General features: G+C 45.0%; 19 protein-coding genes. 7 read left to right on the top strand and 12 right to left on the bottom strand.

Annotation, left to right across the window (positions count from 1 at the left end; translation table 11 throughout):
* Positions 1-101: 101 nt before the first annotated feature.
* Complete coding sequence (locus tag ACIQ6T_RS06465; RefSeq protein WP_395785091.1) at positions 102-554, bottom strand: GNAT family N-acetyltransferase; 453 nt, start codon at positions 552-554, stop codon at positions 102-104.
* Between ACIQ6T_RS06465 and ACIQ6T_RS06470 the strand changes: the two genes are divergently transcribed.
* From ACIQ6T_RS06470 to ACIQ6T_RS06485, 4 genes are read left to right on the top strand one after another with little or no spacing between them, the layout of a single operon-like run.
* Positions 553-1,122 carry a methyltransferase family protein gene (locus tag ACIQ6T_RS06470; protein ID WP_395785092.1) on the top strand — a complete coding sequence of 190 codons (570 nt, stop codon included), beginning with the start codon at positions 553-555 and terminating at the stop codon, positions 1,120-1,122. The genes ACIQ6T_RS06465 and ACIQ6T_RS06470 overlap by 2 nt on opposite strands.
* Position 1,123: 1 nt before the next feature.
* A complete protein-coding gene (locus ACIQ6T_RS06475; protein ID WP_395785093.1) occupies positions 1,124-1,624 on the top strand; it encodes a DUF4442 domain-containing protein in 501 nt (166 codons plus the stop codon).
* Positions 1,611-2,330 (top strand): pirin family protein, encoded by a 720-nt coding sequence (locus ACIQ6T_RS06480; RefSeq protein WP_395785094.1) that lies wholly within the window; start codon positions 1,611-1,613, stop codon positions 2,328-2,330. The genes ACIQ6T_RS06475 and ACIQ6T_RS06480 overlap by 14 nt, the downstream gene beginning before the upstream one ends.
* Entirely contained in the window at positions 2,327-2,596 is a 270-nt protein-coding gene (locus ACIQ6T_RS06485) for a hypothetical protein (protein WP_395785095.1), read from the top strand. The genes ACIQ6T_RS06480 and ACIQ6T_RS06485 overlap by 4 nt, the downstream gene beginning before the upstream one ends.
* A gap of 195 nt (positions 2,597-2,791) precedes the next feature.
* Here the strand turns inward: ACIQ6T_RS06485 and ACIQ6T_RS06490 are convergent, their stop codons facing one another.
* The 7 genes from ACIQ6T_RS06490 to uxuA all read right to left on the bottom strand — a co-directional run bounded on the left by ACIQ6T_RS06490 (position 2,792) and on the right by uxuA (position 11,712).
* The gene (locus ACIQ6T_RS06490; protein ID WP_395785096.1) at positions 2,792-5,080 is read right to left on the bottom strand and encodes an NADP-dependent malic enzyme; all 2,289 of its coding nucleotides are present in this window, start codon (positions 5,078-5,080) and stop codon (positions 2,792-2,794) included.
* 325 nt (positions 5,081-5,405) lie between these two features.
* The gene (locus ACIQ6T_RS06495) at positions 5,406-6,113 is read right to left on the bottom strand and encodes a DUF2490 domain-containing protein (protein ID WP_395785097.1); all 708 of its coding nucleotides are present in this window, start codon (positions 6,111-6,113) and stop codon (positions 5,406-5,408) included.
* A gap of 82 nt (positions 6,114-6,195) precedes the next feature.
* Positions 6,196-7,449, bottom strand: a complete 1,254-nt coding sequence (locus ACIQ6T_RS06500; RefSeq protein ID WP_395785098.1) for a YeiH family protein — start codon at positions 7,447-7,449, stop codon at positions 6,196-6,198.
* A gap of 104 nt (positions 7,450-7,553) precedes the next feature.
* Positions 7,554-8,486 (bottom strand): DUF1080 domain-containing protein, encoded by a 933-nt coding sequence (locus ACIQ6T_RS06505; protein WP_395785099.1) that lies wholly within the window; start codon positions 8,484-8,486, stop codon positions 7,554-7,556.
* A gap of 4 nt (positions 8,487-8,490) precedes the next feature.
* Positions 8,491-9,759 carry an MFS transporter gene (locus ACIQ6T_RS06510; protein WP_395785100.1) on the bottom strand — a complete coding sequence of 423 codons (1,269 nt, stop codon included), beginning with the start codon at positions 9,757-9,759 and terminating at the stop codon, positions 8,491-8,493.
* Positions 9,759-10,520 (bottom strand): SDR family NAD(P)-dependent oxidoreductase, encoded by a 762-nt coding sequence (locus ACIQ6T_RS06515; RefSeq protein WP_395785101.1) that lies wholly within the window; start codon positions 10,518-10,520, stop codon positions 9,759-9,761. Before ACIQ6T_RS06515 ends, ACIQ6T_RS06510 begins: the two co-directional genes overlap by 1 nt.
* A 7-nt stretch (positions 10,521-10,527) precedes the next feature.
* The gene (gene uxuA, locus ACIQ6T_RS06520; RefSeq protein ID WP_395785102.1) at positions 10,528-11,712 is read right to left on the bottom strand and encodes a mannonate dehydratase; all 1,185 of its coding nucleotides are present in this window, start codon (positions 11,710-11,712) and stop codon (positions 10,528-10,530) included.
* 157 nt (positions 11,713-11,869) lie between these two features.
* Between uxuA and ACIQ6T_RS06525 the strand changes: the two genes are divergently transcribed.
* Both ACIQ6T_RS06525 and ACIQ6T_RS06530 read left to right on the top strand, forming a co-directional pair.
* Entirely contained in the window at positions 11,870-12,913 is a 1,044-nt protein-coding gene (locus ACIQ6T_RS06525; protein WP_395785103.1) for a Fic family protein, read from the top strand.
* 45 nt (positions 12,914-12,958) lie between these two features.
* Positions 12,959-13,120: a hypothetical protein gene (locus ACIQ6T_RS06530; protein WP_395785104.1), complete on the top strand. Its 162-nt coding sequence runs from the start codon at positions 12,959-12,961 to the stop codon at positions 13,118-13,120.
* Positions 13,121-13,289: 169 nt separating this feature from the next.
* On the opposite strand, the gene hemN is transcribed toward ACIQ6T_RS06530, so the two are convergent.
* Together hemN and ACIQ6T_RS06540 are read right to left on the bottom strand one after the other, a co-directional pair.
* Complete coding sequence (gene hemN, locus ACIQ6T_RS06535) at positions 13,290-14,645, bottom strand: oxygen-independent coproporphyrinogen III oxidase (RefSeq protein WP_395785105.1); 1,356 nt, start codon at positions 14,643-14,645, stop codon at positions 13,290-13,292.
* 156 nt (positions 14,646-14,801) lie between these two features.
* Complete coding sequence (locus ACIQ6T_RS06540) at positions 14,802-15,851, bottom strand: Fic family protein (protein WP_395785106.1); 1,050 nt, start codon at positions 15,849-15,851, stop codon at positions 14,802-14,804.
* Positions 15,852-16,148: 297 nt separating this feature from the next.
* Here ACIQ6T_RS06540 and ACIQ6T_RS06545 point away from each other — a divergent pair, with 297 nt between their 5' ends.
* Positions 16,149-17,114, top strand: coding sequence for a zinc-binding alcohol dehydrogenase family protein (locus tag ACIQ6T_RS06545; protein ID WP_395785107.1), 966 nt, complete (start codon positions 16,149-16,151; stop codon positions 17,112-17,114).
* A 75-nt stretch (positions 17,115-17,189) separates the two neighbouring features.
* Here the strand turns inward: ACIQ6T_RS06545 and ACIQ6T_RS06550 are convergent, their stop codons facing one another.
* Both ACIQ6T_RS06550 and ACIQ6T_RS06555 read right to left on the bottom strand, forming a co-directional pair.
* Positions 17,190-18,182 carry a type IX secretion system membrane protein PorP/SprF gene (locus tag ACIQ6T_RS06550; protein WP_395785108.1) on the bottom strand — a complete coding sequence of 331 codons (993 nt, stop codon included), beginning with the start codon at positions 18,180-18,182 and terminating at the stop codon, positions 17,190-17,192.
* A 122-nt stretch (positions 18,183-18,304) separates the two neighbouring features.
* The coding region (locus tag ACIQ6T_RS06555; protein ID WP_395785109.1) for a gliding motility-associated C-terminal domain-containing protein at positions 18,305-20,178 on the bottom strand (1,874 nt) is incomplete at its 5' end.

Genomic DNA, 20,178 nt, shown 5'->3' on the forward strand with positions numbered 1-20,178 from the left:
CTAAATACAAAAACGTAGAGACGCGATACCTCGCGTCTAAATACCAAAAAATAAGACGCGAAGTATCGCGTCTCTACAGGTATTCAGAATTTAAAAATACGTTAATCGCGCTCCATGCGCACATAAGTTTTCCCAGACTTCACAAAGGGGATCGAACGTGCAAATAGGCCGAATTTCTCATAAAAAGCCTGTTTTTCGACTCGGGCATGGCACCAAATGTTTTGACCTGGACGCAAATCAATCACATGTTGCAATAAATAAGATCCATAACCCTTTCCTTGCTCCGTTGTAAGCGTCGCAAATTTTCGAAACTGTAGGCCTTCAGGTGTGTCAAAAAGTGAAATGATCGAGACAACTTGGTTGGCCACGACCACCCCGAGATGTTTCGCTTGCGCATCTTCAGGAATGCGCACAAAGCTTGTGTCGCGCTCCGGCCACATGACCTCATGGCGAATTTGCCAAACCGTTTCGAGGGATATTTCTTGAATCGTCATGGCCGTAAAATTATAAGAAAAAGGTGTAAATGAGGAAGAAAATTGCCAACTAGCATGCATGGAAATCTATTTACTCGCAAGCGCATGGGCGGCATACTTTTTTGTCCATAGTTTTTTGGCGGCCACACAGGTGAAAAATTGGGTGGAAAAAACGCTCCCTACCGTCTTTCCTTTTTATCGAATTGGCTATAATATTATTGCCATTTCGATCTTATTACCGCTCTTATATGTAAGCATCGCTGCGCCCAATCAGGCACTAGAACTTCCCACTTGGACCTGGTACCTGGGCATAATTTGCATGGCCTTGGGATTGGTTTTGCTCGTACGTGCCTTTCAGGCATTTGATGGTGCCGAATTTTTAGGCATTAAAAAAGAAGCGACGCCACTGTTAGTCCAAAAAGGAATGTATAAATATGTGCGCCATCCACTTTACTTCGCGACAATTGTGCTCATTTTGGGCCTATTTTTATGTCTGCCTACCCAGAAAATGGGATTGACGTTACTCATATCGTACACCTACATTGGCATCGGTTACCGTTTGGAAGAACGAAAATTAATAGCCATTTTCGGTGCTGAATATCGAGCGTACCAACAACGAGTTAAGGCCCTCATTCCATTTATTTTATAAGATGAATCCAAACTTCCCAGCCTTCAAACGGCTCATCACGAACCCCATTTTATTTAAATTATTTATCCTTCAAAAGCTATCCGCTGCATTTTGGGCTGGACTTTCGATCGCTCATTTTGATGAAAAAACATGCGTCGTTCGGGTCAAATATTCTTGGTTTAGCCAAAACCCCTTTCGCTCAATCTACTTCGCCGTCGAGGCTATGGCAGCCGAAATGAGCGCGGGGATGTTGGCCTTCGGTCAAGTCTACAAACGCGATCCCGCCGTTAGCATGCTAGTAGAAAAAGTAGAGGCCACGTTCACCAAAAAAGCGACCGGCGTCGTGCACTTCACCTGCGAAGATGGACTTGCATTTCAAGCTGCGGTCGAAGAAGCGCTCGTGAACAATTCAGGGAGTAAATTGGTTTCGAAGTCGGTGGGAACAAATTCAGCTGGCCAACAAGTCGCTGAATTTACCATATCATGGACCTTTAAAGCGAAGAATTCAAATGACATCTTATGACTTACATGTAGCGGAAACCCGCGGAGCCGCAGATCATGGCTGGTTGAAAAGTTTTCACACCTTCAGTTTTGCGAATTACTATGATCCGAAACGTATCCACTTTGGTGCACTTCGCGTATTAAATGATGACACCGTTTCAGGTGGGATGGGCTTTGGCCAACATCCACATGATAATATGGAGATTATCAGTATTCCGTTGGAAGGCGATCTGGAGCACAAGGACAGTATGGGAAATACGACCGTGATTCGCCATGGAGAAATTCAGGTGATGAGTGCGGGGACGGGGATTTACCACAGCGAATACAATCGAAATAAAGATGCGACGGTGAAGTTTTTGCAGATTTGGATTTTCCCAAATAAGAAAAATGTAACGCCACGGTATGATCAAATCGAGTTAAATCCGGCGAATCGTGCCAATAAGTTTGATCAAATTTTATCGCCATCACCGGATGATGCCGGGGTATGGATTCACCAAGATGCCTGGTTTCATATCGGGAAATTCGATGCAGGGGTGTCGGCTGAATATAGCATCAAAAAGGCTGGAAATGGCCTTTATGTATTCGTCTTACGTGGAGAAGTGACCGTAGACGGGCAGGCCTTAGCTTCGCGTGATGGCCTCGGTATTCGCGATGCGGCTTCCGTTTCATTCGGCGAAATGAGTCAAGACGCCGAAATTTTACTCATGGAAGTTCCCATGCAATTATGAAACATATCGTGATTTTTGGCGGTAATAAAGACATCGTGGGGTTGTTGGTGCGCTTAATTGGGAACTACCCCGAGTTCACGGCCAGCGGATTTCAGGATGCCCAGAAGGTATTAGCTCCGGGGATTCCGATGGATGTATTGCTGTTAAGTAGCGGCGTTTCGACTGCGGATGAGGCGCTAGTTCGAGGGAGGGTTTCGGTACCGATTATCCAACATTTTGGAGGTGGAAGTGGCTTGTTACGGGCAGAATTACAGCCTTATTTATAAGGCAAAAAAGGTGTTTCAGCCTTAGCTTTGGCAAAGCTTGGAGCTTTGCCAAAGCTAGCTAAGAAGAGCAAAATTTCAATAGCTAAAAAGCATTTTATCAATTAGTTGGGCCCGCTTATTCGTTTAAATCTAGTATTTTCGCGATACGCTGCCGGGGTCGTTGACCACCGGCAGCGTATAAATTAATTTAAAAAATTATTTGTTCATTTGCGCATCCACGACGGCGATGGCAATCATATTGACAATTTCTCGAGTCGTTGAACCGAGCTGCACCACGTGCACCGGTTTCTTCAAACCTAAAAGAATAGGTCCAATTTTTTCGATATCTGCAATTTCTTTCACCAAGTTGTACGCAATATTAGACGAAGATAAATTCGGGAAAATTAGAACATTCGCCCCTTGTTCCGCCAAATCGCTGAACGGATGATTCTCTTTCATCAAGTCCAAATTAAACGGTAAATGCGCTTGCATTTCACCATCCACAATCATTTTTGGATTACGTTGCTTCAGCATATGAACTGCCTTCCTCATCTTCTTCGCATCATCCCCATCCGCACTTCCAAAGTTGGAATACGTAATCAGCGCGATCCGCGGTTTGATGTTAAACTTCTCCACTTGCTTCGCTGAAAGCTCGGCAATCTCCACAATTTCTTCAGCGGTTGGGTTGAAATTCACCGTCGTATCCGCTAAAAATAACGGGCCAAAACGCGTCATCAAAATGTACATACCCGACACTTTTTGTACGCCTTCTTTCCGACCAATCGTCTGCAAAGCTGGGCGAACGGTGTCCGGATAATTCCGACTCATACCACCGATCATGGCATCCGCATCACCCATGTCCACCATCATGCTACCGAAATAATTTCGCCGACGAATGATTTTTTGGGCCTCTGCTTTATTGTATCCTTGACGCTGGCGACGTAAGAAAAACTCCTCACTGTAACGCGTAGAACGTGCCTTATCTTCCTTCGTTGCCGGAACATATGGATCAATAATTTCGACATTTGGCAGGTCAATTTTATTATCGGTCAGCATCTGTTCGATCACCTCGCGGTTGCCCAACAAGATGGGCGTAGCGATGCCTTCCTCCCGGACTTCTTTGGCAGCTTTCAAAACAGAAAGATTTTCAGCATCGGCTAAAACGACACGTTTCGGTTTCGATTTAGCTTTGTTGATGATCACCTTCATCAACGTATTATCAAGTCCCAAACGTTTGGACAATTGCAACTCGTACGCATCCCAATCTTGGATCGGGAATTTAGCCACACCCGTTTCCATGGCGGCGCGGGCAACGGCCGGTGCAACGGTTGTCAACAAACGTGGATCTACCGGTTTGGGGATAATATATTCTCGGCCAAAAACTAGGTTATCGTGATCATACGCCAAATTAACGATATCAGGAACTGGTTTTTTCGCCAAATCTGCCAAAGCATAGACAGCGGCTAATTTCATTTCTTCATTAATGACCTTCGAACGAACATCGAGCGCTCCGCGGAAAATGTAGGGAAAGCCCAACACGTTATTCACTTGGTTCGGGTAATCGCTACGTCCAGTGGCAAAAATAATGTCTTTACGCGCGTTCATCGCTTTGTCGTAGGCGATTTCCGGCGTCGGATTCGCCATGGCAAAAACGATTAGGTCTTTGGCCATCGGATTGATCATTTCCTCGGTCAGGATGTTTCCTTTGGAAAGGCCAACGAATACATCGGCGCCTACGAGCGCTTGTGTCAAGGTAGTTTCTGCCGGGTAATGTCCATTCGCAAATTCGGATTTGCGGCCGTCCAAGTTTGTCCGACTTGGGTGAATCAGGCCTTTGGAATCGAACATCAGAATGTTCTCTTTTTTAGCGCCCAATGAACAATACAATCGGGTACATGAGGTAGCAGATGCTCCGGCACCATTGATGATTATTTTTACTTTTGCGATATCCTTGCCCACAATTTCGAGTGCATTTAACAACGCGGCGGAGGAAATAATGGCTGTTCCGTGCTGGTCATCGTGCATGACCGGGATATTCAATTCCGCTTTGAGGCGTTCTTCGATCTCGAAACATTCGGGAGCGGAGATATCTTCTAAGTTGACACCACCAAAAGTAGGCTCTAATATTTTCACCGTACGAACGAATTCGTCGACGTCTTTGGTGTTTAATTCCAGGTCAAAAACATCAATATCAGCATAGATTTTAAACAAGAGCCCCTTGCCTTCCATGACGGGTTTACTGGCGCCGGGACCGATGTCACCGAGGCCAAGCACGGCGGTACCATTCGAGATTACGGCAACTAAGTTTCCTTTGGCCGTGTATTTATATATGTCTTCAGGGTTAGCTGCGATTTCGAGGCAGGGGTCGGCGACACCGGGTGAGTACGCCAGCGTTAAATCCTTTTGAGACGCCGTTTCTTTGGATGGAATGACCTCAATTTTGCCGGGTCTGCCTTTGGCGTGGTAATGAAGGGCTTCTTCTTTAAGCGAATTTGTTGATGACATAATTTGTTGATGAATTCAAGGTGCAAAGTTGCGAAATTTCATTCATGATGGTGTAAAAACTTAATAAGTTTCAACAAATTTAAAGTAAAACCTTGTTCCCTCGTTAAATATCAAGTTACTGAAGTTTGCTTTAGCGCTTAAGAGCGCATCGGACTGAGTTTATCAGAAAACTTATGAAATATAAGGGTAACTCGAGGGTAGACGCTGCCGGGGTCTACGACCCCGGCAGCGTCACCACCACACCTGATAAGTAGAACTAACCGGTAAATAAACAAATCCATGCGGTAAAGCGCAAATTTTTACGAAAACTGATAAACTAAGTGATCTAATTAATTTGATGAAACAGCATTAAACTCAGGATACTGCGATCATAATAATTCAGATTCGGTCTTTGCTGAAACGCATGCAAATACCCAACATCCACCGTCAGATTATCACGAATGGGAATACTAAATCCTGCAAACATCCGGTGTTGATCTAAAACATTCGCCGGATTCTCCTGGCCCGCATTCAATAAAATCTCTGTATTAACTTTACCCTGAATCGTTTTAACTAACGGGAATAAGGCTTGAATGCGGTAACGAAACCGGTAGCTATTTAAATTAACGGCATCGGTCAACTGCGTTCGGGAAAAATCTGTTCCCCGATTAAACCGCATTTCTGAACGAAAACGATGGTCTAAGCGAAATGCCGACAAACGATGTCGATAAACAATATCGACATGTGGTCGATATTCTGGGATGGCCAAGCGTGTAGATGTAAGCGGATCGTTTGGCGTATTTAAAAAAATAGCTGCTCCGGCAGAAACATCCCAATTCTCCCCAAATGTACGATGCACATGCGCACGAAATGCGTTTTGATGATGTACAAGCGGGTCAACAAAATGCCGCGTGTGTACTTCTCCCTGCACAAACCATTGATTATTAATGGGATAAGTTAAATAATACCCGTACCAAACTTGGGATTGATGCTCAATTTTGTGTTGAGCAAATAGACCAAACATTGGAACCAAAAAGAAAAACAAACCCTTCATTCCGCAAAGATAAATTATATTCTATAAAAACGATAGATTAAATATAGTAAATATTTTACCTCTAAGAAAACTTAACCAAAAACTAGTTAAAGAGCACGTACGCCACCGCCAGCGTCACAAACACGTTAAATAACTGAGCGATTAAAAAAGCATACAATGGTTTCTTTCCTTCCTTCGAAAACAAATCTGAAAATTTGGTTTCCAAACCAATGCTTGTAAAAGCTAAGGCAAACCAAAGGCCCTGCAAGGTTTTAAATCCCCCCTTTACTGCGTCGATTGACGCTGCAGGAATGACAAATGAAAAAAGTAAGGACGCCGCAATAAATCCCAAAACGAATTTTGGAAAGCGCTCCCAAATAACTGCCACGGTAGGTTTTGCCTCTTTTGCCGTTGCTGAGTTGTTATTTGTTACGGTCCAATAAATAGAAATTGCGAAGGCGGCAAAGCCCAATAACACATTCTGCGAAAATTTAACAATCGTCGAAATCTTCAAGGCCTCTTCCCCCACCATCGTCCCAGACGCGATCACCGCACCCGTCGTGTCGATGGTTCCACCTAACCAGGCACCCGTCACTGCTTGCGAAAGTCCTAAAGCTTGTGCGATAAATGGTAAAAAAATGATCATCGGAATAGCGGTAATCAACACAATTGAAATCACATAAGACAATTTTTTTGAATCGCCTTTAATCGCGCCGGCCGTTGCAATCGCTGCCGAAACACCACAAATAGACACCGCACTCGAAATCATGATGGCAAATTCTTCATCTATCCCCATTTTTTTCGAAACCCAAAACGCAAAATACCAAACCGAAATCACCACCACCAAGGCCTGAATTAAACCAAGCGAACCCGCCTTCAAGATATCTCCAAAAATCACACTGGTACCTAGTAAAATAAGTCCAATTTTCACAAATAGCTCGGTGGACAGCGATTCTGTTAGCCACCCCGGCAGCGTGAAAAAATTGCTTAATAATAGACCTATCGTTAAGCTGAAAATCACCGCTTCCAAATTCCAATTTTTGAGGAATGCGTTGCCTGCTAAAATTAACGCGAGACTCGTCAACGCAAAAACAATGGGAAATCCTTGCGCAGTGCCCTTTATTGACTTGCCAAGTAGTCGGGCAGCAACGATCGCAATGGCATAGGTGAATAGAAATACCTGGCCCAACTTCCACAAATTTTTGCTTGTCAGCACCTTCTCCTGTAATTCTACTTGATTTTCCCAACCGAAACTTGGGGTGGGGATCAGAATACCAAGTAGTGCGATACCGATGAGTAAAAATCCGAGAAAAACGACCGTCCAGTCTTCTGAGAGTACTATTTTTTTTTCCTTCATGTTTATGCTCCTTTTTACGTGCGGGGGTGACGCTGCCGGGGTCTGCGACCCCGGCAGCGTCTACAGCAAATTTCCATTTTTATTCTAAAAGTTTCCTGATAATCTTACAAAGCTGGAGTAATAACTATATTACGATACTCCACCGGACCATGATCCCCTTGAATCATAATCGGCCCTGGGGCCGCCTCATCGCTATCCATCGCACCACCCGTGATACCCGGAATATTCGACTCGACAATGACCGCCTGACCATTCAATGTCACAGAGACCTTACGCCCCACCAACGTAATGTCATAGGTTTGCCACTCGCCCGACGGTTTTGCTGCCTGGAATAAAGGATCAATAAATCCATAAATTCCGCCTAAATAAATGCTATAAGGCTCTTTCCCATAACTATCCTCCACTTGCACCTCATAGCGACCGCGCAAATAAACACCACTATTACTTGCCGGTGGCAACCGAAATTCGATGTGTAATTTAAAATCTGTGAACTTCTGCTCCGTGCAAATATTTGCCCCAGACGCTGGACTTTTCATCACGCCATTCTCCACCACCCATTGGTTTTTCGGACCCAAAGCCTTCCAGCCCGTTAGATCTTTCCCATTCAATAGGCTAATTGGCTTTCCCCAAACAGGTGCCTGAGTTCGCAACAACGACGGTGCGCGAACACCTGTAAATGCCATCGATTTCCCGTTTGGCTTAACCAATGTCCCCGTTAATTTTCCATCTTTCAAATCTCCCTCAAATGACAAATACGCGTCCTCCTTCTCCCACTGTGGTGGAATCTTAAACGACACATGGCCATCCTTAAAAAACACTTCAGCGATCGGACGCGCCGAACCGCCATCCCCCACAAAATGCCCAGTCAATGTCCGCAATCCAGAATGGCGAACCTGCAACCAAGATGGTGCTGTCGACACACCCCCGTTCCGATTTTCCATCGAAACCGTTAAATCCCACGCACCTTCTAACGGATGGTGCTCCTGTGCCAAAGCACTGGATGATAATGCCATTAACGCAATCAATAATTTTTTCATAGGTCTACGATTTAACCGCCTCCATTTTAGGCGAAATGAAATGAATAAGCAACCACGCAAATAAATACGCGCAGCCACAAGCCACAAATATAACATTATATCCGGCCGACAAAGCCTGGTCTGCCTTGTAGGAATCTAAAATTACACCAATAATATACGGGAAAATCACACCGCCTAATGATCCAGCCAAACCACCAATTCCCACCACCGAAGAAACCGCATGCTTTGGAAACATGTCGGATACAGTGGTAAAAATATTTGCAGACCACGCCTGATGTGCCGAGGCCGCAATGCTAATTAAAAATACAGCCTGCCAAATATCCGTCGCCCAACGCGCCCCGATAATCGGCACGGCACACAACGCAAAAAAGAACATCGAATATTTGCGCGCCTTATATACCGGCCAACCTTTCTTGATAAAATACCCGGAAATATATCCTCCGCCAATACTACCGATCGACGTGCACGTAAACAAAATCGCCAAATGTAAACTTGGCTTTTTCAAGTCCAGCGCAAAGGTCGTCGAGAAATAAGACGGCAACCAAAATAAGAAAAACCACCAGATCGGATCGGTGAAAAACTTGCCAACGATGAAAACCCAGGTTTGGCGATACCCGAAAAGTTTACCCCAAGCAATGGGTGCAACTTCGGTCACATCCTCCTCCTCGTTTTGAATGTGCGCTAATTCTTCGGGTGTCACGGATTTGTGCTTAGCTGGAATCTCATAAAACCACCACCACAAGGCCAACCAAATAAATCCAATTGCACCCGTAATCAGAAACGCCTCCTCCCAGCCATAAGCTCCCAAAATCCAAGGCACCATAATGGGCGCCACCATGGCTCCGATATTTGCCCCGGAATTAAATATTCCTGTTGCCAAAGCACGCTCCCGTTTCGGAAACCACTCCGCAACCGTCTTTATCGCAGCTGGAAAATTCCCTGCTTCACCGGCTCCTAAAGCTGCGCGTGCAACACCGAATCCAAAAGTTGTCTTCGCTAAGGCGTGTGCCATGCATGCAATAGACCAAATAACAATCGAAATCGAATAGCCCATTTTGGAACCGATCTTATCGATCACCTTACCAAAAGCCAACAATCCGATCGCATAGGAAGCCGTGAAACACATCACGATGAAACTGTAATCGGTCTCCGACCAATTTAATTCTTTCTCCAGTGTAGGCTTCAATAAGCCAATCACCTGGCGATCCAAATAGTTAATCGTCGTCGCAAAAAACAAGAGGGCGACCACCACCCAGCGGTAATTTCCTTTCATTAGAATCCAATTGAATTCCCGCCGTCAACCGGGATTGAGACGCCTGTTACGTAATTTGATGCATCCGAAGCTAAGTACACTGCGGCCCAACCGATATCCTCTGGTTTTCCGAAATGGCCCATCGGCGTGCGATCCATCGCCTTGTGTTTGCGATCAGGATCTGAATTCATGGCTGTCCGACTCATCGCCGTTTCAATGAATCCGGGGGCAATCGCATTCACGCGCACACCCTGTCCCGACCACTCCGAAGCCAGCACACGAACCAATCCATAAATACCCGTTTTTGAAGACGCATATGCCGCCACCCGATCGATTCCGTAATAAGCCGCCATGGATGAAATCATGATAATCGAACCCTTGCCTCTTTCCAACATATGTTTCCCCACTTCGCGCGTCAGCGCAAAAACCGCATTCAAATTCACATTGATAATATTCGCAAAATCGTCATCCGAAACTTCCACCGCATGCCGCTTCATATTGATGCCCGCATTATTCACCAAAATATCGATACCCCCATGTTTCGAAACAATCTCAGAAACTAAAGAAGAAGTCAAACTCAAATCCGACACATCATTGACCGCAAAATGGGCACCTGCGCCCAGGCTAGCTGCGGCTTCTTTCAGCACATCTGCGCGCCGACCGGTTATCACGACCGTCGCACCGGACGCTAAAAAACATTTCGCGATGTCGAATCCGATTCCGGTTCCGCCACCCGTGATGAGCGCCACACGCCCTTGTAATGAAAATGGTGTTTGCATCATATTTATTCTATTGTAAAGTGGAGCGAATCGCTAATTCTAGTCCACGTATTTCCGCCAAACCGCGTAATCGTCCAATCGCCGAATAGCCTGGGTATGTTTTCTTATTCAAATCATCGAGCATTTGGTGACCATGATCTGGACGCATCGGAATCTCCGCGCCTCCTCTTCTTTTTTCCTCCGCTACGACCTCTTTAACCACCTCGAACATATCCACATCGCCCGTTAAGTGGGGTGCTTCATGAAAAATCAAGGGATCATTTTGTTCCCGGAAAGTTGTGCGCAAATGCAGGAAATGAATGCGATCTGCGAACCGACGAATCATCGCGGGCAAATCATTATCTGCCCGAACCCCTAAAGATCCCGTACAAAAGGTAATGCCATTCGCACGTTCCGGAGATGCGGACATTAACGCCGCCAAATCCGATTCTGTACTCACCACACGTGGCAAGCCCAATAAAGGAAACGGTGGGTCATCGGGATGGATGCACAAATTGATGCCTAATTCTTGTGCCAAAGGCGCGATGGAGCGTATAAAGAAATGTAAATTCTCCCGCAATTGGTCTGCAGAAATGTCGCGGTATTCGTCTAAAAGACTTTGGAAATTTTCTAAATGAAAAGCTTCTTCGGAACCCGGTAAACCTAAAAGTGCGGTGTTTTTCAACTCCGCTTTTTCTTCTGCAGACATCGTTAAAAAACGATGAGCAGCTGCCGCCTGCACCTCCGAAGTATAATCAACTAAAGCTCCCGGACGTTGTAAAATATGTAAATCAAAAACAGCAAAGTCGGTCCACACAAAACGCAGCGCACGCGCGCCGTCCGGCATTTCGAAATTCAATTTGGTCCGTGACCAATCGAGCACGGGCATGAAATTATAGCAAACGGTTTTGATACCACAGGCCGCTAGATTTCGCAAGGATGCGCAGTAATTTTCAATCAGTTGCGCACGCGATGGCAACGCTTTCTTAATCCCCTCATGTACGGGAAGCGATTCGACCACCGACCAGTACAAGGGAGACCAATCGGTATTTCCCGCTTCAATAATGGAGATGCGTTCTTGAATGGCTTCGATGGGCCAAACCTCCCCCACGGGAATTTGATGTAATGCGGTAACAACTCCAGTACAACCGGCTTGTCGAATATCCATCAACGAAACCGGGTCGTTCGGGCCGAACCAGCGCATCGTATGTATCATGTAAAAATGTTTAGAGGCTTACGGGTTTTAAAGCGCAAAATACACAAAATTTACTGAATTTAGTATAGCTATAGAGGTTAACACGGATAACAAATCGTATAGTTTGATTGACTGATTCGAATATATTATCGTATATTTACGAATAAATACGTATATCGTGGCTATACTAATAAACCAGCTTGTACTTGATTTAGATATGGCACTTTTGTCCAAAATATCTAAAATTGACCGATTTGATGCCACATGGGAAACTATTATAAAAAGAGATGGGCACTCCCTAAAGCAATTGAAATCAATCGCTACAGTTCAAAGTGTTGGATCATCCACTCGAATAGAAGGGTCTAACATGACCAATATTGAAGTTGAAGCGCTTATACAAAACATACATATCTCGACATTCGAGGAAAGGGATCAACAAGAAGTCGCCGGCTATTACGAAACGCTCGATACCATAACTGAACAATTTTCCACGATTGAAATAACAGAAAATCAAGTGATGGGACTACATTCGCTATTGCTGAAATATGGCGAAAAAGATGCATGGCATCGTGGCAAATACAAACAATTAAGTAATTCAGTAGAAGCGAAATTTGTGGATGGAAGTAAGCAATTACTATTCAAAACAAGTGCCCCTGGGCTCCAGACCCAAGACAATATGATTCGATTATTTGATTGGTATCATTCGGATCAGGAAACCTTGCCTATCATAAAGGCCGCGGTATTTGTTTATGAATTTTTAAGTATCCACCCATTCCAAGATGGGAATGGAAGATTAAGCAGGTTAATTGGCAGCCTTTTACTTTTAAAATATGGGTATACGTGGTTACAGTATATCAGCTTCGAACAGGAAATTGAAAATCAAAAATCAGCGTATTATAAAGCACTAATTGATACACAGCGAAATAGGCCTGGTGAAAATATAACAGCATGGGTTTCCTTTTTTCTAAGTTGTCTTAGTAACATTCAAACCAATTTGATGATAAAATTAGAACAAAGTAAAACCAATGCGGAATCTCTGAATTTAAGGGAGCGCAAAATTGTTTTCTTCATCGAGAATCATCCAGGATGTAGGTCAGGAGAGATTGCAAGCAAACTAGATTTAGCCCTGCCAACGATAAAGAAAAACCTTAGCGAGTTAGTGGGAAGAGAGTTTATATATAAAGAGGGCAATGGGAGGGGAACCGTATATTTTTTAGTTTAATCAAAAATCAATTCATCGCTGGCTGACCTACCGGCGCCAGCTGGAATGAAAACCTGCATAGAAACCAACTCTTGCAAGTCCCGCGTGGCAGTTGCTCGCGACGTACCGGTTATTCCTACATATTTGCGCACGTTCATTCCCCCTTGGAAGAGGTCGGGGCCATCGGCTAGCATGTGGTTGATGACCTTAATTTTGGCGGGGATTTAATTTGTGTTCAAAGACAGAAAAGAAATGCCATTTAGCAATCGTAAACTGGATCATTTTGTCCGCATAGGTTTGCGCCTCGAGTAACATATCAATAAACCAAATAACCCAATCGAGTCCTTTTTCTGCCTGCTGAAGTGCCAGATAATAGGCTTTTTTAATCGCCTCATTTTTAAATCGCCTGGCTGAATGTCTTTTTCTGAACTTCGGCTGAAAGTAATTTTAGGTCAAAAGCCTTACAAATATTTCGAATGAAATGTTTCCCTAAATCAGTGACAATTAACCCATGCTCCCCCCAGGTCACAAGCTCATCCAATGCCAATTCGTCAAGTTCATGAAAGGTATATTGGCGCAATAAATCAAGGTCTTTTTTGGCAAAATAAGCTTTGCCGCGGCAGGCCACATCAAGGATATATTGCCGCATGATTTGGTCTTCTTCGGTCAAAAAATAGCCTCGAAATACAGGTAACTCGCCTGCGTGAACCTGGTCGTAATATTCCCGCAAGGTCTTTTTATTTTGGGCAAATGCCCCCGTGATATCCGAAATACTCGATACCCCGAGACCTAGTAATAGGCTGGTCTTTTGGACCGTATACCCCATAAAATTCCGGTGCAACGTCCCCTCCAAATGCGCCTGAACCATTAAGTCGCTTGGTAGCGCAAAGTGATCCATCCCGATGTCCGTATATCCCGCATCGGTAAATCGCTTTTTGCCAAGCTGGTATAACTCCATTTTTTGATGGCCTGAAGGCAAATCATTTTCGTCAAAAAGCCGTTGGGCCTTGCTCGTCCAGGGCACATGCGCATAGGAATAAAATGCAATGCGATCGGGCTTAATTTCTAACGCATCTTGAATCGTTTTTTCCAGTCGGCGCGAGGTTTGTAACGGCAGCCCATACACCAAATCCAGGTTCACAGATGCATACCCCAGCTCCCTTGCCCACTGTACAACTTGTACCACATTCCCGTGCGGCTGTATTCGATTAATGACTTTTTGAACTTCTGGATTACTGTCCTGCATTCCGAAGCTGACCCGATTAAAGCCCAGGTCAAAAAGCGTTTGTAAGTGCGCGCGGGTCGTATTATTGGGATGTCCCTCAAAACCAAATTCATGCGTTTCTGGAATAATGGCAGTTGCAAAAATCCCTTCGAGCAAGCGTTTTAAATTGGCCGGAGAAAAAAACGTGGGCGTACCGCCACCCAAATGCACTTCGCGCAAAATGGGTTTCCCGTGCATGAGTTTTAGGTACAAAGCCCATTCCTGCAACAGCGCTTGCAGGTATTCTTCCTCCACATCGTGATTCGTAGTAATGCGTTTATTGCAGCCACAAAACGTACAAAGGCTTTCGCAAAATGGCAGGTGCAAGTACAGGCTGATCTCCCGATTTTCATCGAACTTCTGGGCAAATAACGCTTTCCAATGTGTTTTGTCGATGCGCTCATCCCAATACGGAACCGTCGGATACGACGTGTAACGCGGGATAGGGACATTGTATTTGGTCAATAAATCTAGACTTACCTCTTGCATAGGCTGCAAAGGTAGATAGTGGAATTGGGGAGGAAAATGACAATAATCAGGTGAGAGGTGAGAGGTAAAAATCAACCCACCTCTCACCTCTTAGTTCTCACCTCTCACCTCTTAGTTCTCACCTCTCACCTCTTAGTTCTCACCTCTCACCTAAAATCAAAAGTATGTATTCACGGCAAACTCAAACTGTCCCATAAATATCTGTTTGAACGGATAAATATTTGTTTGTTCGTAAAAAACCAACATAGCCTTCTTGTATTCAAGGGAATCAATCGTTCGAAACGAGATCGGGCAATATCCATTTTTCAACAAAATCGCATTGCTTATAATCCGAGCCGTGCGCTTATTCCCATCTGTAAAGGGTTGTATATATGAAATCAAAACCAAGACTAAAAGGGCCTTTTCAAACACATCCTGCTTCGTGTTTACTAGCTGACACATCTGCTCCAGAGCCTCTCTAATTTGATATTCGTTGTCCAAAGGCGTGTAATTCGTCCCGGATATTCCCACGCGACTATTCCTGATATTTCTAGAAATGGATAATTCTTTGGCCAAAATACTATGAATATCCTCGATGCTCGAAACCGTCAGCGGGTTAATATACGTGGGATTTTGGATGATAAAATCAATCGCTTCCTTGTGATTCAATAGCATGATTGCTTCATCCTTCGTTTTCCCTGCCGCGGTTTCCTTATCCTTTAATAAGCGCTCCGTTTCCAACAAAGAATACGTATTACCCTCTATCTGCGATGATTTCCAGCTCAAATCAATCGCCAATCGCTCCAATTCTTTTTTATATCCCTCTTCTGATAATTTAGCCGTATTAGCTTTATGCTTCTCTTGCAAAACTTGCAACAAAGCCGATTCTCTTTCCGTGAAAAGCGTCAGATACTTAAAGGTCTCACGAATTAAGTCCAAATTAAATGATGCCTGAATCGTTCGATCATCAATTTCTTGGCTGAAATAATCGCCTAAATCGATTGGGCTTAACACGCTAAAACCTGGACTTACTGCATATCGACTACCTTTCAGTTCCCCTATTCGATTCAAAAGTCCTTGCGCAACCAAATGCTGAAGCGATCTTCTTAACGTAATTACACTGAAAGGCAACTGTAACCCATCCAAAATTTCCTGCGAAGAACTTTGGGGATGATCTTTCACAAACTGAATGATCTCTGAGTCTCTATTAATACGTTTTTTGGGCATTACTTTTTTATCGATCGCAAAAATACATATTGTCGATCGTAATGTTTGCTTTTTTGATCAATAAATCAGTTTTTTATGATCGACAAAATCGCCGCCCGCCCAATGATCCATCAATAGGAACATCCGTTAATCAAGGAAGTATTCAAATTCATAAGCGAGTAAGAACCCGTTTTGGATTTTTTATTCCTCACGAATTTGTCACTCATACCAAAGACCATTAGAGAAAAGGCAATAGAATTATAAAAACTAATTTAATTTAAATTGCTAATTTCAGAAACCTAAACCGATTTAATCCTGATGCAAACTTGGTCATGCGCCCAACCGGGAACTTTTGAATTACAAGAAACAAAAATACCTCATCGTCCTGCAGGATATTCGCTGTTGCGCGTCCGCGCGATTGGAATTTGTGGCACCGACATACACGCGTTTGCTGGGAACCAACCCTTCTTTCAATATCCCCGAATTTTAGGGCATGAATTGGCGGCCGAAGTCGTGGAATCCGAACGATTTTCAAGCGGTGAATTAGTGACGATTATCCCTTATTTTAATTGTGGGACTTGCTCCGCGTGCCAACAAGCCAAACCGAATTGTTGTGAACATATTCAGGTTTTTGGCGTGCATACCGATGGCGGAATGCGGGAATATATCGCCGTAGAGGACCGATTTATCTTAGCCGGGAACGGGCTTTCGGCAGACGAACTAGCCCTAGTAGAACCCTTATCCATCGCCGCACATGGCCTACGTCGTGGAAAAATTCAGGCGGGCGAAAAGGTGCTTGTCATGGGTGCCGGGCCCATCGGATTATTCACCATTTTACTCGCCAAAATCCAAGGGGCACAGGTCGAAGTGGCTGAACCGAATGCGGCGCGATTAGCATTTTGTACGCAAAAATTAGGCATCCCTGCAGCTTCACAATCGAGCTATCAAACGGTCATCGACGCCACCGGAAACCGCGCAGCCATCGAATCTGGTTTTGCCAAAATCGCCCACGGCGGCCAATATATCCTCATTGGGCTACAAAAAGAGGCCATTTCCTTCATCCACCCCGAATTCCATAAACGCGAAGCGACGCTCATGAGTAGCCGCAACGCCACTACTGAAGACTTCCTGTATGTCATGGATTTACTTCGGAATAAGCAAATTAACGCGCGTGATTTCATCAGCCACCACGTGGCTTGGTCGGCAGTCGCTGAGGTATTTCCGAAGATTCACCTGCCGGAGATGGGAGTGATCAAAGCAGTTGTCAGTCCGAAGGACTTGTAGAGACGCGATACTTCGCGTCTTAAAAACCAAATAAAATAGACGCGAAGTATCGCGTCTCTACAAACTGACTACTCCCTACCTCGGTTGAATCTCCTTCAGCGTCGACTGGACTTTAGGCGCTTGGCGCGGGCCACGTTGTGGATCAATATCCGGCGAAGTAGTGCGCTGCGATTTGTCTTTCAAGATGAAAAAGCGCAAGGCAAATTCGTGCGTTTGGTTACTAATTTTGGACACTACGCCCGTTGGCATTTCATACACATAGCCCAAATAAAACTTCTTACTCGCCTGTATGCCCAACCGAATACCAATACTTTCTTGGTGACGGTAGTTCAATCCCGCATCTAACTTTCCGCGAAGATTCGCCATTAATTGAACATCCCAGCTCAGTGGAAAGTCAGTCGCAATGCGCGCCATGGCATTCGGATATAAGGTTAGATCATCGCTTAGTTCAAGCTTCGTCCCCAGCATCGTATACATGTAGGTTGCGTCTTGATAGCCTCCAGAAAGCTCACCAAAATCATACTTAATAATTCTTGGCATCGCAAAACTCACAAAAAATCCATCCTGCTTACTGATCTTAACACCCCAGCCCGTATTGAATTTCAGGCCCGTGGACCGATCCGCATTAAAGAGCGGATCCCCTTGATTTGTTAATGCCAAACCGGTAAAATTCAACGCCACATTAGCCAAGCCCAAACGGATACCCCCAGACAAAATCCACTTTTCTGATAGGCGCGTATGGTACGCAAAATCTCCTGAAAAAGTCGTCATTTTGACGGGGCCTAATTGGTCCAACATCGCATTGACTCCAATCCCGCGACGCTCCTTCCACTTAAAATTTCCATTAAAAAAGAACGTTTGGGGCGCGCCCTGTATCCCCAACCACTGCTGGCGATACATCACAAAAACCTCACTGGTATCGCCCCGACTTCCCGCCGTCATCGGATTATACACCTGCGGATTTAAGCGATACATATTGTACTGCGGCTCTATTTGGGCATGCGCAATTTCCACTGAACAAATCAGCAAAAATAGGATGCCTAAGGCGAGTTGGGTAATGTTTTTCATTTAAATAAATTTAATAGTAGTCAGTAATCAGTGGTCAGTAGCCAGTAATCAGTAGCCAGTCGTCAGTGAGAACTAAATACTAATTACAGGCTACTGACCACTGGCTACTGACCACTGATGACTTATTTTGCTAACCGATTGATATACACGTACTGCCCGATATCCGGCCATTTGCCGCGGTAATCAATCACATAGTAATACACTCCGTCAGGCAATAATTGGTCATCTTCCAAGAGGCTAAATGCACGGTCGGTTTTACCGCCCCAGTCATTTTTATAATTCTCGGTTTCATAAACCACATTGCCCCAACGGTTAAAGATGGTCAACCTGTTTGGCTGACGCCGCAGGATTCCCGGAATGATTAAGACGTCATTCAAACCATCCCCGTTTGGCGAAATACCTTGCGGTGCAAAGTCCGCGCAATCATCCGGATCCAATCGGTTTTCAATACCATCTTTATCACAATCTGGCAATGCGCCATAGTTCACGTCATCCTCCAACTTGTCCTCAATGCCATCACCATCTGAATCCGTATCTTGATAATCTGGCTTGCCATCTTTGTCGGTATCCACCGGATTATTCTTATCTGGACCTGCCTCATACGCATCACTATATCCATCATTATCGGAATCCAAATCACGGTAATCTGGTAGTCCATCGCCGTCGGTGTCCACTGGTTTCGATGGATCTTTACCTGCCTCAACCGCATCTGGAATGCCATCATTATCGGAGTCTGTATCTTGGTAATCCGGCTTGCCATCCCCATCAGTATCGATCGGTTTATTCGGATTTGGTCCTGCCTCCACCGCATCTGGAATGCCGTCATTATCGGAATCCAAATCTTGGTAATCCGGCTTGCCATCACCATCCGTGTCAACTGGTTTGGTTGGATCTTTGCCTGCCTCCACGGTATCCGAAATACCATCATTATCCGAGTCGGTATCCAAATAATCCGGCTTGCCATCGCCATCCGTATCAACCGGAATCGCTGGGTCTTTACCAGCTTCAACCGCATCTGGTATGCCGTCATTATCGGAATCGGTATCCAAGTAATCAGGCTTGCCATCTTTATCGGTGTCCACCGGATTCAACGGATCTTTACCCGCTTCCACCGCATCCGGAATACCATCATTATCGGAATCGGTATCTTGGTAATCTGGCTTACCGTCGCCGTCTGTGTCAACTGGCTTTAAAGGATCAGTTCCTGCCTCAAGCGTATCCGGGATGCCATCATTATCCGAGTCGGTATCCAAATAATCCGGCTTGCCATCTCCATCAGTATCCACCGGTTTCGTTGGATCTTTTCCTGCCTCAACAAAATCTGGAAGACCGTCATTATCCGAGTCAGTATCTTGGTAATCCGGCTTACCATCGCCGTCCGTATCCACTGGTTTTGTCGGATCTTTACCCGCTTCCACGCTGTCCGGAATACCATCATTATCGGAGTCTGTATCCAAATAATCTGGCTTACCATCGCCGTCCGTATCCACTGGCTTCAACGGATCTTTACCCGCTTCCACACTGTCTGGAATACCGTCATTATCTGAGTCAATATCCAAATAATCTGGCTTACCGTCGCCGTCGGTATCCACTGGTTTTGTCGGATCTTTGCCTGCTTCTAAGCTATCCGGCAATCCGTCATTATCTGAGTCGGTATCTTGGTAATCCGGCTTTCCATCCCCGTCGGTATCCACCGGATTGCTTGGGTCTTTCCCCGCCTCCACACTATCTGGAATGCCGTCATTATCTGAGTCCACATCCCGGAAGTTTGGTCGGCCATCGCCATCTGGATCTGCTCCTAATTCCACGCGATCTGGGATACCATCATTATCCGAATCTAAATCTAAGAAATCAGGTTTGCCATCTTTGTCGGTATCAATAGGTGCAGGAGAATTGAATTGCTTGCGGTCGTCGTAGCCATCACCTTGGTCATCTTGTAGGCCGGTGCAGCTTGGACAGCGGTCGGCACCCTCCCAACTATCTGGAATTGTATCGC

The sequence above is a fragment of the Aquirufa sp. genome, from assembly GCF_044377215.1.
Lineage (GTDB): Bacteria > Bacteroidota > Bacteroidia > Cytophagales > Spirosomataceae > Aquirufa.